Annotated in this window: 16 protein-coding genes; 7 read left to right on the top strand and 9 right to left on the bottom strand. The window is 33.6% G+C overall.

What is annotated here, in order from left to right:
* Window positions 1–69: 69 nt before the first annotated feature.
* From RB618_RS01975 to tsaB, 3 genes are all read left to right on the top strand, one after another.
* Window positions 70–1,521: a TolC family protein gene (locus RB618_RS01975; protein ID WP_308067254.1), complete on the top strand. Its 1,452-nt coding sequence runs from the start codon at window positions 70–72 to the stop codon at window positions 1,519–1,521.
* A gap of 6 nt (window positions 1,522–1,527) precedes the next feature.
* Window positions 1,528–2,820 (top strand): efflux RND transporter periplasmic adaptor subunit, encoded by a 1,293-nt coding sequence (locus RB618_RS01970; RefSeq protein WP_308067253.1) that lies wholly within the window; start codon window positions 1,528–1,530, stop codon window positions 2,818–2,820.
* A 110-nt stretch (window positions 2,821–2,930) separates the two neighbouring features.
* A complete protein-coding gene (gene tsaB / locus RB618_RS01965) occupies window positions 2,931–3,605 on the top strand; it encodes a tRNA (adenosine(37)-N6)-threonylcarbamoyltransferase complex dimerization subunit type 1 TsaB (protein ID WP_308067252.1) in 675 nt (224 codons plus the stop codon).
* Window positions 3,606–3,781: 176 nt separating this feature from the next.
* On the opposite strand, the gene RB618_RS01960 is transcribed toward tsaB, so the two are convergent.
* From RB618_RS01960 to RB618_RS01950, 3 genes are all read right to left on the bottom strand, one after another.
* A complete protein-coding gene (locus tag RB618_RS01960; protein WP_308067251.1) occupies window positions 3,782–4,594 on the bottom strand; it encodes a mechanosensitive ion channel domain-containing protein in 813 nt (270 codons plus the stop codon).
* Window positions 4,595–4,679: 85 nt separating this feature from the next.
* Window positions 4,680–5,087, bottom strand: a complete 408-nt coding sequence (locus tag RB618_RS01955; protein WP_308067250.1) for a YtxH domain-containing protein — start codon at window positions 5,085–5,087, stop codon at window positions 4,680–4,682.
* Window positions 5,088–5,231: 144 nt separating this feature from the next.
* Window positions 5,232–6,131, bottom strand: coding sequence for a NifU family protein (locus tag RB618_RS01950; RefSeq protein WP_111376655.1), 900 nt, complete (start codon window positions 6,129–6,131; stop codon window positions 5,232–5,234).
* A gap of 143 nt (window positions 6,132–6,274) precedes the next feature.
* Here RB618_RS01950 and RB618_RS01945 point away from each other — a divergent pair, with 143 nt between their 5' ends.
* Both RB618_RS01945 and RB618_RS01940 read left to right on the top strand, forming a co-directional pair.
* On the top strand, window positions 6,275–7,264 hold the full coding sequence (locus RB618_RS01945) for a type IX secretion system membrane protein PorP/SprF (RefSeq protein ID WP_308067249.1): 990 nt from the start codon (window positions 6,275–6,277) through the stop codon (window positions 7,262–7,264).
* 10 nt (window positions 7,265–7,274) lie between these two features.
* Window positions 7,275–7,793 (top strand): gamma carbonic anhydrase family protein, encoded by a 519-nt coding sequence (locus tag RB618_RS01940; protein ID WP_129748732.1) that lies wholly within the window; start codon window positions 7,275–7,277, stop codon window positions 7,791–7,793.
* Window positions 7,794–7,876: 83 nt separating this feature from the next.
* On the opposite strand, the gene RB618_RS01935 is transcribed toward RB618_RS01940, so the two are convergent.
* The 6 genes from RB618_RS01935 to RB618_RS01910 all read right to left on the bottom strand — a co-directional run bounded on the left by RB618_RS01935 (window position 7,877) and on the right by RB618_RS01910 (window position 12,716).
* Complete coding sequence (locus tag RB618_RS01935) at window positions 7,877–8,590, bottom strand: LytTR family DNA-binding domain-containing protein (RefSeq protein ID WP_308067248.1); 714 nt, start codon at window positions 8,588–8,590, stop codon at window positions 7,877–7,879.
* 106 nt (window positions 8,591–8,696) lie between these two features.
* Window positions 8,697–9,407, bottom strand: a complete 711-nt coding sequence (locus RB618_RS01930) for an intradiol ring-cleavage dioxygenase (protein WP_308067247.1) — start codon at window positions 9,405–9,407, stop codon at window positions 8,697–8,699.
* Window positions 9,408–9,419: 12 nt separating this feature from the next.
* Window positions 9,420–10,535 (bottom strand): sensor histidine kinase, encoded by a 1,116-nt coding sequence (locus RB618_RS01925; protein ID WP_308067246.1) that lies wholly within the window; start codon window positions 10,533–10,535, stop codon window positions 9,420–9,422.
* Window positions 10,536–10,865: a DUF4907 domain-containing protein gene (locus RB618_RS01920; RefSeq protein ID WP_308067245.1), complete on the bottom strand. Its 330-nt coding sequence runs from the start codon at window positions 10,863–10,865 to the stop codon at window positions 10,536–10,538. It abuts the gene before it with no gap.
* Window positions 10,855–11,862: a kelch repeat-containing protein gene (locus RB618_RS01915; protein ID WP_308067244.1), complete on the bottom strand. Its 1,008-nt coding sequence runs from the start codon at window positions 11,860–11,862 to the stop codon at window positions 10,855–10,857. Before RB618_RS01915 ends, RB618_RS01920 begins: the two co-directional genes overlap by 11 nt.
* Window positions 11,863–11,876: 14 nt before the next feature.
* Window positions 11,877–12,716 (bottom strand): DUF6268 family outer membrane beta-barrel protein, encoded by an 840-nt coding sequence (locus RB618_RS01910; RefSeq protein WP_308067243.1) that lies wholly within the window; start codon window positions 12,714–12,716, stop codon window positions 11,877–11,879.
* A gap of 231 nt (window positions 12,717–12,947) precedes the next feature.
* Here RB618_RS01910 and RB618_RS01905 point away from each other — a divergent pair, with 231 nt between their 5' ends.
* Window positions 12,948–14,276 carry a DUF4270 family protein gene (locus RB618_RS01905; RefSeq protein ID WP_308067242.1) on the top strand — a complete coding sequence of 443 codons (1,329 nt, stop codon included), beginning with the start codon at window positions 12,948–12,950 and terminating at the stop codon, window positions 14,274–14,276.
* Window positions 14,277–15,512 carry an aromatic hydrocarbon degradation protein gene (locus tag RB618_RS01900; protein WP_308067241.1) on the top strand — a complete coding sequence of 412 codons (1,236 nt, stop codon included), beginning with the start codon at window positions 14,277–14,279 and terminating at the stop codon, window positions 15,510–15,512.

The following is a 15,512-nucleotide window of genomic DNA, read 5'->3' as shown; positions in this document are numbered from 1 at the left end:
AAGGATTTTTTTGGTTTTAAAAATGTTAAATTTGCGTAGTTCGGTTTACTGCGCTTTCATTAAAAGTATATGAAAATAAACAAATATAGTAGTCTGGTTTTTGCAATGTTATTCGGTTTCGGATTGGCTGGACAGGCGCAAACAAAGAAATGGACTTTAGAAGAATGTGTTAGATACGCACTTGAAAACAATATCACGATTAAACAATCAGAATTGGATTTAAAAAATGCTTCTATAGACAAAAAAGCAGCATTGGGCAATTACCTGCCTTCTGTAAACGGAAATGCTTCTCACTCTTGGAACGTTGGTTTGAACCAGGATGTTACAACAGGTATTTTGCGTAATCAAACGACACAATATTCTTCAGTTGGTTTGAGTGCTGGTGTAGATATTTACAAAGGTCTGCAGAATCAAAATACCATGAGAAAAGCGAAATTAACAATCATTTCTTCTCAATATCAGCTGTTAAAAATGCAGGAAGATATTTCTTTAAATGTGGCTAGTGCATTTTTGCAAATATTATCTAATAAAGAAGATTTAAAAGTTAAAAAAGAACAGTTGGCAATCGATGAGAAAAGATTTGCTCGTTCTGAAGAAATGGTAAATGCAGGAACTATTCCGCGTGGAGATTTGTTTGATTTGAAAGCTACTGTTGCAACAGACAAACAAAATATTGCCGTTTCTGAAAACAATTTACTGATTTCTAAATTGAGCTTAGCACAGCTTTTACAATTAAAAGAGTTTGCAGATTTTGATGTTGTTGATGATACTAATGTAGCCGATGAAAATAATATTCTAGCTCAGAGTCCAATTGAAATCTATAATAAAGCTAAAGAAACTAGAACAGAGTTAAAATTAGCACAAACCAATCTTGAAATCGCTGAAAAAAATGTTGCCATTGCAAAAGGAGCTTTTCAGCCAACTTTAAGTGCTTTCTACAACTTTAATACTAGAGCAAGTTACAGTGATGTTATAAGAGGTACTACACCAAATCTAGCAAACCCAACTTCGCAGATTGGATATGTTCAGGGAACAAATCAGCCAGTTCTTCAGGATAATTATACGCCAGTTTTGGGTAAAGCAGATCCAATAATGGACCAGTTTAGTGATAATAAAGGACAATCTTTTGGATTTCAGCTTTCTGTTCCTATCTTTAATGGATTCTCAGTTAGAAATAATGTAGAGCGTAATAAAGTAAGTTTAGAAAAATCTAAAATAGATTTAGAGCAAAAAAGTTTAGATTTGCAACGTAACGTTTATACGGCATTTACCGATGCAAGAGGGGCTTTAAATACTTACGAATCTTCTACTGTAACTTTAGAAGCGAGACAGCAGGCTTACAATTATGCAAAAGAAAAATACGATGTAGGTTTAATGAATTCATTTGATTTCACACAAGCTCAAACATTGTTGACTAATGCGCAGTCTGATGTTATTAGAACAAAATATGATTACATGTTTAAAATTAAAATATTAGAGTTTTATTTCGGAATTCCAATTGTTCCAATTATTACAAAATAATTTATTATGTCAAAAAAAACAGTTTATTTCTTAGTTGGCGGTGTGTTAATACTCATCATTGCTTTAGTGGCTCTTAAAAATGGTGGAATAATAGGAAATAAAGACGAAGGAACGGAGGTAGAAATTGCAAAAGTAACAGCGTCAACAATTGTTGAAACGGTTTCTGCAACAGGAAAAATCCAGCCCGAAATTGAGGTTAAAATTGCTTCGATGGTTTCGGGCGAGATTATTTCACTTAATGTAAAAGAGGGACAAGTGGTTAAAAAAGGCGATTTATTAGTAAAAATAAATCCCGATTTATATACCTCAGGATTAGAAAGATCTGTTGCAAATTTAGCCGGAACAAAAGCAAGCCTAACTCAATCTGACGCTAGTTTTAAAGAGGCAAAAGCAAATTACGAACGAAATAAAATATTGTATGATAAAGGCGTGATCTCAAAATCGGATTGGGATAAAGCCATTTCGACTTTTGAAGTTGCAAAAGCAACAAAACAAAGTGCTTATTACAATGTTCAAAGTGCTTCGGCATCTGTAACAGAAGCCCGAGACAACTTAGGGCGTACAACAATTTATTCTCCTGCTGATGGAACCATTTCGGTATTAAATGTAGAGTTGGGAGAAAGAGTTTTAGGAACACAGCAAATGGCTGGAACGGAGCTTTTGCGTGTGGCCAACCTTAACAATATGGAAGTTGAAGTTGATGTAAACGAAAATGACATTGTAAAAATTAAAATAGGAGATGAAGCAAATGTTGAAGTTGATGCCTATTTGAAGAAAAAATTTAAGGGAGTTGTAACCAGTATTTCTAATTCTGCAAGTACAACTTTGACTTCAGATCAGGTAACAAATTTTAAAGTTAAGGTTCGTATTCTGAAAGAATCCTATCAAGATTTGTTGGAAGGAAAACCAAGTGCCTATTCTCCTTTTAGACCTGGAATGACGGCTACGGTTGATATTATTACAACAACAAAAAATAATGTTTTGGCAGTGCCAATTAGTTCTGTTGTAGTAAAATCGGATACTACGGCTGTGAAAGAATTTAAGGTTGAAGATCCAAATGAAGATAAAAAAGCAGCTCCAAAAAGCGATAAAAAATTCGAATGCGTTTTTGTAAAAGTTGGAGATAAAGCTAAAATTCGAATCATTAAAACTGGAATTCAGGACGATACTAATATAGAAGTAACGTCTGGACTAAAACCTGGCGATGTTGTTATTACAGGGCCATATACAACCGTTTCTAAAGAACTAAACTCTGGAGATAAGGTAAAACTTAAAAAAGCTGAAGCTCCAAAGAAATAAAAAATATTTAAGCATATTGTCATCCTGAGCGGAGTCGAAGGCTTTAAAGCAAGAAAGACTTCGACTCCGCTCAGCCTGACATCAAATCATTAATTTTAAAATTTAATACTTTGTCTTTTATTCTCAATATCGAAACAGCAACTAAAAATTGTTCAGTATCAATTGCAAAAGATGGTCAGACCATTGTTTGCAGTGAATTGGCAGATGAAGGATATTCGCATGCAGAAAAACTTCATGTTTTTATTGAAGAAGTAATCACAAAAGCAGGAATAACGGCGCAGGATTTAAAAGCTGTTGCAGTTAGTCAAGGGCCAGGATCGTATACAGGTTTGAGAATTGGCGTTTCGGCGGCAAAAGGTTTGTGTTATGCTTTAAATATTCCGCTGATTGCTGTAGATACCTTGCAGACTTTAGCATCGCAAGCAGGAGTTACAGACGGAAAAATTATACCAATGTTGGATGCACGCCGTATGGAAGTTTACAGTGCCATTTTTAATTCAGATTTAACACTGGAAAGAGAGATTAAAGCCGAAATCATTGACGAAAATTCATTTCAGGAATATACAGACAAACTTTACTTTGTTGGCGATTGTGCTGAAAAATGTAAACCAGTTTTAACTAAAGACAATTTTGTGTTTTTGGAAAACATAAAATATCCTTCTGCGCAAGCCATGAGCAAAATCAGTTTTGATAAGTATCAAAAAAGCGACACTGTAGATGTCGCTTATTTTGAACCTTATTATTTAAAAGATTTTATGATTGCTCCTCCAAAGAAACAAGACTAAGAAATTAACTCATGTTTAAATTTAATCTGTTTGCATCTGCTAAAATCTTTTTAAATCTGCATGAAAAAAAATCTGCGTAAAAGCATTTCACGCAGATTTGATAAGATTTTAGCAGATTAAATTAGATTTTACTCTGGATAAAGTTTTTTTATTCTATATCCGAACGAGTTAATATGCTATTTCTGTATGGTATATGGCTGAATTGCAATTCCAGCTTCATCCAATGCTATTTTGCAATTTTCTAATGTTTCAGAGAAAACAACTCCATAATTAGCATTTTTTGCCCAAGGGCGAACCGCAAAATCAATAGAACTTGCCGATAGATTTTTTACAAAAACTTCTGGAGCAGGGTTCTTTAATACTTTAGGATTTTTGTTTAGAACATCTAAAAGAATTTCTTTAGCCTTTTTAATGTCAGAATCGTAAGAAATTGCAAAAGTTAAATCGGCTCTTCTTTCTCCCTGCATCGAGTAATTGATTATGTTTCCGTTAGACAAAGACCCATTCGGAACAAATACCGTTTGGTTATTTGCCGTTAGCATTTTGGTTACAAAAATCTGTATTTCAAGAACTGTTGCAATAACGCCTTGCGCTTCTATTGTATCTCCAACCTTAAAAGGTTTGAAAACAATAATAAGCATTCCGCCGGCAAAATTAGAGAGTGATCCTTGCAATGATAAACCAACAGCAAGACCCATTGCCCCTAAAATAGCTACAAACGAAGAAGTTTCTATTCCTAATTTAGAAATAAAGGTTACAAATAATAATATTCGCAACGCCCATAATAAAATATCGGATAAGAATTTGGTAAGCGTCGGATCAAGATTTCGCTGAATCATTATTTTTCTAATGATTCGATTAATCAGTCTGATGGCATATAAACCAACAAATAAGATTAAAAATGCGGAAATCAGTTTTGGCGAATAATCAACTAAGATGTCAATAAATCGACTAACGTATTTACTGACTTGTTCTGGACTAAGATTCATGATTTTAAAATAAAAAACCTTCTCAAATGAGAAGGTATATTAGTAGTGCAAATATAAAAATATTTGTATTATCCTAAAAATGCTTTTATGCTTTCTCAGTGTCGTCGTCGGCTAACTCTTCTACTTCGGCAACGGTTTTTTCGCCTGAATCGACAACTGTTTCAGAAATAGTTTTTGGGGTTTCAGAAGCCAGAGGAGCTGTTTTTTCTTTAACAGAATCTACAACATCATTTATAGCTTCAGATGCTTTATCTGCATATTCGCTGACAGTTTCTTTTGCTTTTTCAGCATATTCTGAAGCACGGTCAATAATAGGTTCCGAAACTTCTTTTACTTTTTCAATTGTTTCTTCTGCAAAAGCCTCAGCTTTCTCAATATAAGGTGCTGCAGCTTCTTTTGCTTGTTCAAAAGTCTCTTCGGCGTTATTTGCCAATTCAGTTACAGACTCTTTGGTTGAGCCAAACAAATTTTTAAAAAATGAAGATAATCCCATGGTTTTTAATTAATTGGTTAAGAATACAATATTAATTAATTTTATAGAATTACTTGTGTTTTTAATGCTAAATAATTGAAAATTAGTAATTAATAATAAAAAAAGCGTCTCATTGAGACGCTTTGTATAATAAGTTTTGCCAGATTATGCATTTGATGCTTCTACTTTTATCGCATCATCATTAAGCATGCTTTTCAGCATATTTTCGATACCGCTTTTTAGAGTAAATGTAGAAGAAGGGCAACCGCTGCAAGCGCCTTGCAATAATACTTTTACCGTTTTGTCATCTTCATTATAAGATTCGAAAGCAATGTTTCCACCATCGGCAGCTACTGCTGGTTTTACATATTCTTCTAGAATGTTAATGATTTGCTGAGAAGTCACATCCAATTTATCAAAAGCCTCATCTTTTGTTGCTTCAGTTTTGGCTTTAGTTTCAATTAAACTTTCATCTAAAACAGTTCCTCCGTTTTCTATAAATTGTTTAATAAAAGTTCTTAATTCTAGAGTGATTTCGTCCCAGTTATTGATTTCATATTTTGTTACAGAAATATAATTTTCATCAATAAAAATTTCTTTCACATAAGGGAATTTGAATAATTCTTGAGCTAATGGAGAAGAAGCAGTCTGATCAATATTTTTGTATTCTACAGCATTGCGAGTAAGCATTCTGCTTACAACGAATTTCAATGCAGAAGGATTTGGAGTTGTTTCTCCGTATACTGTAATAGGCTGCTTTTTTGGTTTTGTTTCATCAATTTTAATGATAACACCACCTTTGTCAACAAAAGCACTTATTTGTTCTGCAACCGCATCTTTTACATCATCCCAATCAACAATGCTATATCTTTCAATAGCGATAAAATTTCCAGAGATATAAACTGTTTTAACAAACGGTAAATAGAATAATTGTTGTGCTAGAGGAGAAGCTTGTGCCTCATCGATATTTTTGAACTCAAAGTTTTGATTCTGAGTAATGAAATCCTCAAATTCAAACTTTAAAATAGTTGGATTTTGAGTCTCTTTTATAGTGATTTTAGTCATGGTAATATATTTTTCGCAAATTTACTAAAGTTATTTTCTACTAATGGCTATATTTGATTTTTTAATGAAATAATTAAGACTCTTTTCAAATAAATCGTGTTAAATTGCAAGAGTAAAAATTATATTGAAACAATATTGTCTTTATGAAATTAAAAATCAAGGTTTTATTAATTTTTCTCATTACTGCTTTTTACTCTTATTCTCAGGAGGGAATACCTGTTTATTCTGATTATTTGTCTGATAATTATTATCTAATTCATCCTTCGATGGCGGGTGCGGCCAACTGTGCTAAAATAAGATTGACAGCCAGAAAACAGTGGTTTGGAGAAGAAGAAGCTCCATCACTGCAGACTTTAAGTTTTAACGGAAGAATCGGGGAACGTTCTGGAGCTGGTATAATTCTGTTTAATGATAAAAACGGATATCATTCTCAAAAAGGTGTAAAATTGACTTACGCACATCATATTATGTTTTCGAGAGATGAACTAGATTTAAATCAGTTGTCTTTTGGTATTAGTGGAGGTTTAATACAAAGCCAACTGGACGAAACAAAATTTGGAGGGACTTTTGATCCAATTGTATTTGGATCAATTCAGAAAGATTCATATTTTAATCTTGATATTGGAGCTTCGTATAATTATTTGGATTTCTATGCGCATGCAACAGTTCAAGGACTGTTAGAAACTAGAAGAGAACTATATACAGATTACGAAAGTGATAATCTTAGAAAGTTTTTATTTAGTGCTGGCTATGTGTTTGGAAAAAACAGCAGTTGGACTTGGGAGCCTTCTATTCTTTTTCAGCTGTTTGATCAGACAAAAGCAAAAACGCTTGATTTGAATATGAAAGCCTACAAAAGCATGGATTTTGGAAGTCTATGGGCGGCTTTATCTTATAGAAGAGGTTTTGATGGTGCGCAATATGTTTCTGGAAGTGGAGTGTCATCTCAAAATATGCAATACTTTACACCAATTGTTGGGGTTAATTTCAAGAACTTTATGTTTGCTTATACTTATACTCAGCTCATGGGAGATGTTAAGTTTGACACAGGCGGCTTTCATCAAATTACTTTAGGAGTTAATTTATTCTGCAAAAAAGAACGTTACGACTGTAATTGTCCTGCAGTTAACTAAAATTATTATTATGCTTATTAAATCTGTAAACGGAAAATCGCCTCTTATTCCAGAGGATTGTTATGTTGCCGAAAATGCTACTATTGTAGGAGATGTTACTTTTGGAGAATCTTGCAGCGTTTGGTTTAATGCTGTTGTGAGGGGAGATGTTCACTTTATTAAAATTGGAAATAAGGTAAATATTCAAGATGGCGCTGTAATTCACTGCACATATCAAAAACATCCAACAATTATAGGAAATAACGTTTCAATCGGGCATAATGCGATTGTGCACGGCTGTACGATTCATGATAATGTTTTAATCGGGATGGGAGCCATTGTAATGGATAATTGCGTAGTAGAAAGCAATGCTATCATTGCTGCCGGAGCAGTAGTGACCCAAAATACGGTTGTGACTTCAGGAAGCATTTATGCTGGTGTTCCTGCCAAAAAAGTAAAAGATATTGATCAGTCTGATTTTGCAGGCGAAATAGAACGTATTTCGAATAATTACGTGATGTATTCAAGCTGGTTCAAAAACGAAGAATAAGTTAAAAAAAAAATAAAAAAATTCCAAATTCCAAGGTTTGACTTTTGGAATTTGGAATTTTCTTTTTTTGGAGTTTAGAAAAACTAGAGGTTGATTTTTTCGAAGAAAGTATTTTTGTAGCTTTCGCTGATTGGAATTCTTTTATCGCTTATTAAGACCTTGTTTTTCTGAATCGATTTTACGTGTTTGATATTGATAATATACGATCTATGAATTCTCGCAAAACCTTTGCTAGAAAGCAGATTTTCAAGTTTTATTAAACTAATTAAGGTCAGCGTAAATTTATTGTCTGTGGTGTAAATTTTGACATAATCTTTAAGGCCTTCAATAAAAAGAATATCAGCAAAATTCAATTTTACATTTTCATATTCAGCTCTAACAAACATAAAGTCCTGGTCAATTTCAGGAGCATTATTGTTTTCTGCAATTGCAGGATTTGCCACAGGCTGTAAAACTTGCTGTGCTCTTACTACAGCTTTTAAAAATCTATGAAACGGAATTGGCTTCACCAAGTAATCGACCGCACCAAGATTAAATCCTTCTACAGCATAATCAGAATAAGCAGTTGTAAATATAACCAGAGGCTTTTTTTCTATTGTATTTAAAAAATCAATTCCAGAAAAATGAGGCATCTGAATATCCAGAAAAACCAAATCAACATTATTCTGGTTGATAAATGAAACAGCATCGATAGCATTGTTGAAAGTGTTTACGAGCTCAAGGGTATCTACTTTTTTGACAAAATCCTGCAATAATTCTACAGCTAAAGGTTCGTCATCAATAATTACACATTTCATCTTTTCTGAATTAGTTTTTTAAATTTATTTCGCAGTCAAAAGTACTTTGAAACCAGTAAATTAAGTTTTAAAATTTTCATAAAATACTGGTTTTTACAAATCAAAATTATGCGTTAACGGTTATCGTTTTTGTTAGCGTATAACCATCTGTTAGGTTTCCTGTAATTGTAGCGAGTTCATCAGATAAGCTATCGGCAAAAACATTGTCTTTTGTATTTGCAGTATCTGCTTGTCCGTGTGCTGCATAGTTGGTGCTTGAATATACCTGACTTGAAATTGTTTCAGGAAAAGCAATCTGTGTCACTAATAATGAAGCTCCCGTACTAGATAAAACTTCCACATGTACATGCGGCGCTCTTCCTTGGTACCAGCCTGGATAAATTGAAATAAAAGAAACTTCTCCACTTGCATTTGAAGTTTGTCTTCCTCTCAGGAAATGAACAGAAGTATAATCGGTCTGCTGCATTTGCGTACCGCCATATTCAGAATAATTTCCATCTTTGTCACAATGCCAGATATCGACTAAAACTCCAGAAAGAGGTTCGCAATTATTATTCTTGTTTTCAATTTTTAAATTAATCAATAACGCAATTCCAACTCGGTCAGATTTGATGTTTTCTAAAACCAGCTGACTTGGCGTTTTAATTGGGAATGGCCCTTTTGTTTCTGAAGGAGAAACCGTGCAGCTCCCGTCTCCAGAATTGCTTGTGTCGGTTTCGTCGTTGTCACTTTTAGAACAAGATTCTAAAAATTTTGAGGCTGTTGCCAATGAAGCAATGCCCAAAATACCATTTCGGATGAATTTTTTTCTGTCCATAATCAGTTTTCTTTAGTGTATTGCGGTTTTAATTTCGTCTAACTTTAAATTTAAATGAACTCGGTAATACTCATTATCTTGAGTAATGGTTAGTTCGTGCGCGTTTGAGTAAAGAAGATCAAGACGGCTTTGGATATTTACTAATCCGATTCCTGAGTTTTCAGGATCTTTCACATAGTTTTCAATTGTATTTTCGATCCAAAAGTCAAGGTTGTGATCTGTAATCAGAATCTTGATTTTTACATGCGCGGCGCCCTTATAATCGGTTCCGTATTTAAAAGCATTTTCTACAAAAGAAATTAATAGTAAAGGCTCAATAAACTTATTTTTGGTATCTCCGTGCACATTAATCACAATGTCTTCAATATTATTTAATCGCAGTTTTTGCAATTCGATATAATTCTGAATATAATTGACTTCTTTTTCTAAAGCCACCGTTTTGTTGTCTGTTTCATATAGCATATAGCGCATAAGTTCAGACAAGGTTACGATGGCATCAGGGACCAAATCAGATTTTTTGTGTGCCAAGGAGTAAATACTGTTTAAGGAATTAAACAAAAAATGCGGATTGGTCTGTTTACGCAGATAGATTAATTCTGTATTTGTTCTATGGGTTTCGGCAATCAGTTTGTTTTGCTGATTATTATAAAACTCAGTCAATGTTCGAATAATGGCAGAGATTGTAATAATCAAAATATAGAAAAATGATGGCGCAATTTTAAAGAAAAGGGGCTGTCTCATTTCTATTCTGTGATGCATCTTGCCATCTCTCGGAAAAAAATGGGGGTCACGAATAATGGTTTCAGAATGTATCATTTTTTCAGGTCTTAAATGCCTAAATTCGGGAATAAAATAATTGAATCTTATTACCATAAATAGAACAATCAGACCGATGGCAAATGCACCATATAGCCAATATTTTTTTTGCAGCAAGTAATTTGGAACCAAATAAAAATAGTTCAGATAAAACAATAAAATTCCTGAAAGCCATTGGGCATAAAAATCGTTGTCGAGCTTAAATGGACTTTCGTAAAATTGAATTAGAGAAGTCAAAATAAAGAAAATCCATATCATAAAATGGAATAGTATTTTGTTGTAGCCTGTATTTTTAATGGTATCGATCTGCATTTACAATTTTATTTTTAATAAAATTAATTCATTTTTGGTTACCGTTGGAGATAAGTTTTGTTGAAGTTTCTGTTTCACAAAATCAGCAACTTTTAGGGCATCGCTTTCTGTTTCAAAGCTTTTCGTGTTACTTATTACTGGTATAATTGACTGCTTAATTAAAACTTTTTCTTTGTAAGCTATTGTATATCCCCATCCAGAATTTGTTTTAAAAGACGCGGTTGTTAAAGTTTCTTTTTTTGAACATGCAGTAAAAAGAAAAAGAAGCATAAAAGCTATTAAATTCTTCTGGATATTATTCCAGAAGAATTTTTTAATATTAATTATCATCGTCGCTTTGTTCGTCCAATGGTTTAAATTCCCAAGCATCGTCAAAGTAAGTAGAGCCAACTCTTCCTAACATATAGAATCCGCGGTTATTTATTGAGAAACCAACAGCATCTGTTCTTGTAGCGCCTTCCATTGGAGTTCTTTCTGTCCATAAATCAGTTGACGGATTGTATTCCCAAACTGTTTTTACATTTTCACCTCCTACAACATACCCTAAACCATTCATAGAGAAACTTGAAGCATTAGAACGTACAATAGCATAATCGTCATTGTAGCTATAATCGTCATCAGTATCTTTATCGATATCACGTTTTCTTGTCCAAACATCTGTTGATGGGTCAAATTCCCAGAAATCTTCCTGATAAACACCGTTGTTTACGCCAGTTACTAAGTAAGCTTTGTCTGCAATTGTAAAAACGGTTGCGTTACGTCTTTTGTTTCCGCTAAAACCATTTACTAGAGTCCAAGTATTGGCTTGGTCATCGTACTGATAAAAATCTTTTAAATAGTTTCCGTCATAACCTGTTCCAAAATACGCTTTTCCGCCAACCTGAAAACCTACAGCAGCATAACGCGCAGTTCCTGCAAAATCGGTTTTTTGTGTCCAGCTGTTTGCAGAAGGATCATACTGATAAAAGTCTTTCAGTTTGTTTGTTCCATCATAACCAAGACCGACATAACCTTTTTCGTTTAGTGCAAAACTAGAGGCAGAACTTCTTCCTATACCTCCAAAATCTGCTTTCTGTTCCCAGTAATCTCCGTTTGAGTTGTAAACCCAAAGATCTTTTAAATAAACATCGCCAGTATATCCCCCAACAACATAAGCATAATCTCCGATAACGAAACTTGTGGCACTAGATCTTGCAGGGCCGTCAAAGGCTGATTTTTTAATCCAGTTTCCTACCAAATCATCATCGTCATCGTCATTGCTGCAGCTTATAAAAAAGAGGCTCGAAAAAAGCGCTGCGAATAAAATTACTTTTTTTAGATTAATCATAGTGTATTTAATATTTATTGTTTGTATTTGATCCCTATTCCTAAAACGTACCCATTTCCGCTATTGTAGTCGTATATTTTATGGTTACTGCTATCTATTAAATTGTATTTTTTATCGAAATCGTAACCAGCTTTAAAATTTAAAAACCAATTGCTCCCAACATTTCTTTCATATTCCAAAGCCGATGTCATTTGCGATAAAACAGCTTTTTCGGCATTGCTATCTGTGTTTTTTTTGTCTAAATGATAAAAGCTGCCATTGAAACTATTTGTCAGACTAAATTTGTTTCGATCATTATTAGAATAAGAAATTCTAGAATCTGGGAATCCGATTTTAAAATTGGTTTTGTCATTCATTTTGTAATCAAAAACAACAATCGGCGTAAATTTTGGCGCTCCAAAAATGGATGTTCTGCCAGCTCCGATTATTATATTTAGTTTGGAACTAAGCTGTTGGCTGATTTCTAAACTTCCTAAAAGAGTGACATCTGAAAAATCCAATTTGCTCTGAAAATTTGCTGTCGGAATAATAGAAAGTTGCCATTTTGTTTTTTCTGTTATTTCAGACGAATACTCAAACTTGTTTTGAACTTGGTTGAATTTATCCTCATCTGCATACATATTATAGGCATTGAATTCGTAATTCACCTTCAGGTTAGAGTATTCTAACGTATTTGCTATTTTGCTTTTTGCTCCCAGTTTCTTCTGATAAAAAACAGCAATGTTTGTTTCGCTAAAATTTATCTTTTCAGTTGGTTCAGTTTTAAAATTAACAGCAGCGTTAAAATTTTCCTGAGCTTTTAAACCTAAAAATGAAATCAAAAAAAGAGAACAAACTAAAAACCTTACTTTCATTATTTATTTTATTGGCTCAAAATTAGATGGATGAACCCCTTTAAAAAAAGAAGATATATATATGACGTGTTTTGATAGACAAAACCGCTGTTTTTCGCGTCGAATTAAAATTTGGTAGCAGAATTCAGATTATAGATTGTTTTGTAGAATTTGTAGCTTAAAAGAGCGTGATAGTATATGTTATGATGTGTTGCCAAAGCAGGCAATTTATATTTGCCCAAAAAATTAATTATGCACAAGTTTATATTGATACTGCTTTTTGTACTTACCTTATTTTCATGTGGTACAGACACCGACACTGGAGAATTTACTGTTGGATCAGATTATCTCGCGTTAAGCAATAAAGTAATCATGATAGATACTGTGACCGTAGAAATGTCAACTATCAATTTTGACTCACTGGCGACTTCAAATAGAGGCAGAATATTAATTGGGAATTACGATGATCCTATTTTTGGGAAAGTAAAATCAGATAGTTACTTTCAGCTTTCTACTAGTAATTATGCTTTGTCTAGTGTGGGTTCAGATACAGAGTCGGTAAATTATGTGTTTGACTCTATTTCTATGATTCTTAAATACGATCGTTATTACTATGGAGATACAACAAAGGTGCAGACGTTTAATATACATAGATTAATTCAAAAGGTTAAACCAAATAGTGAAGATGATAATTTCTATAACAATTCAACCTTGAGTTACAATCCCGAAAGTTTAGGGACAATTTCATACAGACCAAGCCCCCTTCATAAAGATTCTATTAATGTTAAAATGAGCAAGGAATTTGGAGAGGCACTTTTTCAAAAAATAAAAAAAAGGGAAATTACAGATTACGATAGTTTTACAGAGTATTTGAAAGGATTGGTGCTTGTGCCCGAAACATCAAATTCCTCAAGTGCTATTGGTTTTAGCGTGTCAACAAGTAAGGTCCGAATGTATTACTCAAAATATCAGGCCGATGTTGAAGAGGTGTCCTACATACTCGATTTTCAAATTTTAGATGCTACTAAACAATTTAACTCTATTTCGTCGGATAAAACAGGGACTATTCTTCAAAATCTTCCCGTTTCGTCTAGTAAATTATCCAGTATTTTAACAAATAATCAAGGTTACATCCAGTCTGGAACTGGAGTGGCTTGTCGAGTCGATTTTCCGAATATTAAACAGTTTAAAAATATTTCAGCGAATGGGGCAATTGTCGATGCCGAATTAATTTTGAAACCTGTCAATAATTCTTATTCAGAGAAATATCCTTTGGCAGATTCTCTCACTGTTTATGTGGGTGATAATTTGAATCGAATAAGTGGCACTCTAGTGAACGCAGCGGGTACTTCGGTCTATGGGAAACTGAATCAGAAGAGCGATGAGTTTAATGAAAATGTTGGCTATTACATTTCTGTGGGAACTTTTCTGCAGAAAGAAATGCTAAAGCAATCCGATTCGAGATCATCACTTATTCTCACCTTGCCGGGAATTGCACAGTCTGTTAACCGAATAGTGTTAGGTGATCAAAAGCACTTGAACAATAAAATCCAGCTGAAAATTTATTACATCTCTTACTAAATGAAAAATAAAATTGTTTTATGGAGTTGCTTCCTTTTAATGTCGCTGACTTCGTTTTCTCAAAGTATTTCAAGTTCTCCATATTCACTCTATGGTGTTGGAAGTTTGTATGACTCAGATTTTGGTTATCTGCCTTCAATTGGCGGTTCAGGAATTGCTTTGCCTTCAGATACTTTTATCAATAATTTAAATCCAGCCTCTTTAGGATTTATGTATCAAAATCATTTTCTTTTTGATATTGGAGGAAAAGCTATTGCTACAACTTATCAAAGTAATACTCGTACAGAAAAACGAAATAATTTTCAGTTTTCTCATTTAGCTTTTGCTTTTCCCGTTACTAAAAATTCGGGTTTTAGCTTGGCACTTCGACCATATTCAAGTTCGGTATTTAAAATCTCAAATTTAAAACTTCCAATTGCCGATAGTCAAGAATATTATTATGTAACGGCACAAGGATCTGGAGGTTTGAATAACCTGGATTTTTCATACGGGTATAGATTTGGAAAAAAACTGACACTGGGAGCAACCGGAACGGTACTTTTTGGTAACACAGTTGATGATCGAGCTTTTTTAATTTCGAATGCTATTACTACCATTCATAAGCAAACAGATTATAGAGGCCTTCGTGCAACATTAGGAGCTCAGTTTAAAATAGATTCTACATTTACAATTGGAACAACTTTCAAAGTTCCTACAAGAATAAACGCTTCCAAAGTACAATCTGTAACAAGTATTGCAGATGAGGTAGAATCTTCTATAGAAACCGACAAGGCTTCAGATGCTGACGATTATTATATGCCTTTAGAAATAGGTTTTGGAGCCAGCAAGCGATTTAAAAACAATGTAAATGTGACTTTAGATTATGAAAAAAGCTTCTGGAAGAATACCAATCAGTCTGATCTGTATGGCGAATTTGTAAATCAAGATCGTTTTGCGCTAGGATTCACCTATAGTGCCAGTAAGAATGTTAGAAGATATTGGGATAGAGTCGGGTATGCAGCTGGTTTAAACTTTGACAATGGCTATCTTGAAGTCGATAAGCAGCGTGTAAATAGTGCATCTATTTCTATTGGACTAAATCTGCCAATTGATAACACATTTTCGTCACTTAATATTTCCTATTCTTATGGACAGAAAGGCAGAATCGCAAATGATTTAATAAAAGAAAACTATCATAAAATATCACTCAATCTATCGTTGGACGGAATTTGGTTCGTCAAGCGGAAGTTTGAGTAA

The sequence above is a fragment of the Flavobacterium sp. LHD-85 genome (genome assembly GCF_030929595.1).
In the GTDB taxonomy this organism is placed as follows: Bacteria; Bacteroidota; Bacteroidia; order Flavobacteriales; family Flavobacteriaceae; genus Flavobacterium.
Note: the sequence above shows the minus strand (reverse complement) of the source record. Positions and strands in the feature narration are given on the sequence as shown.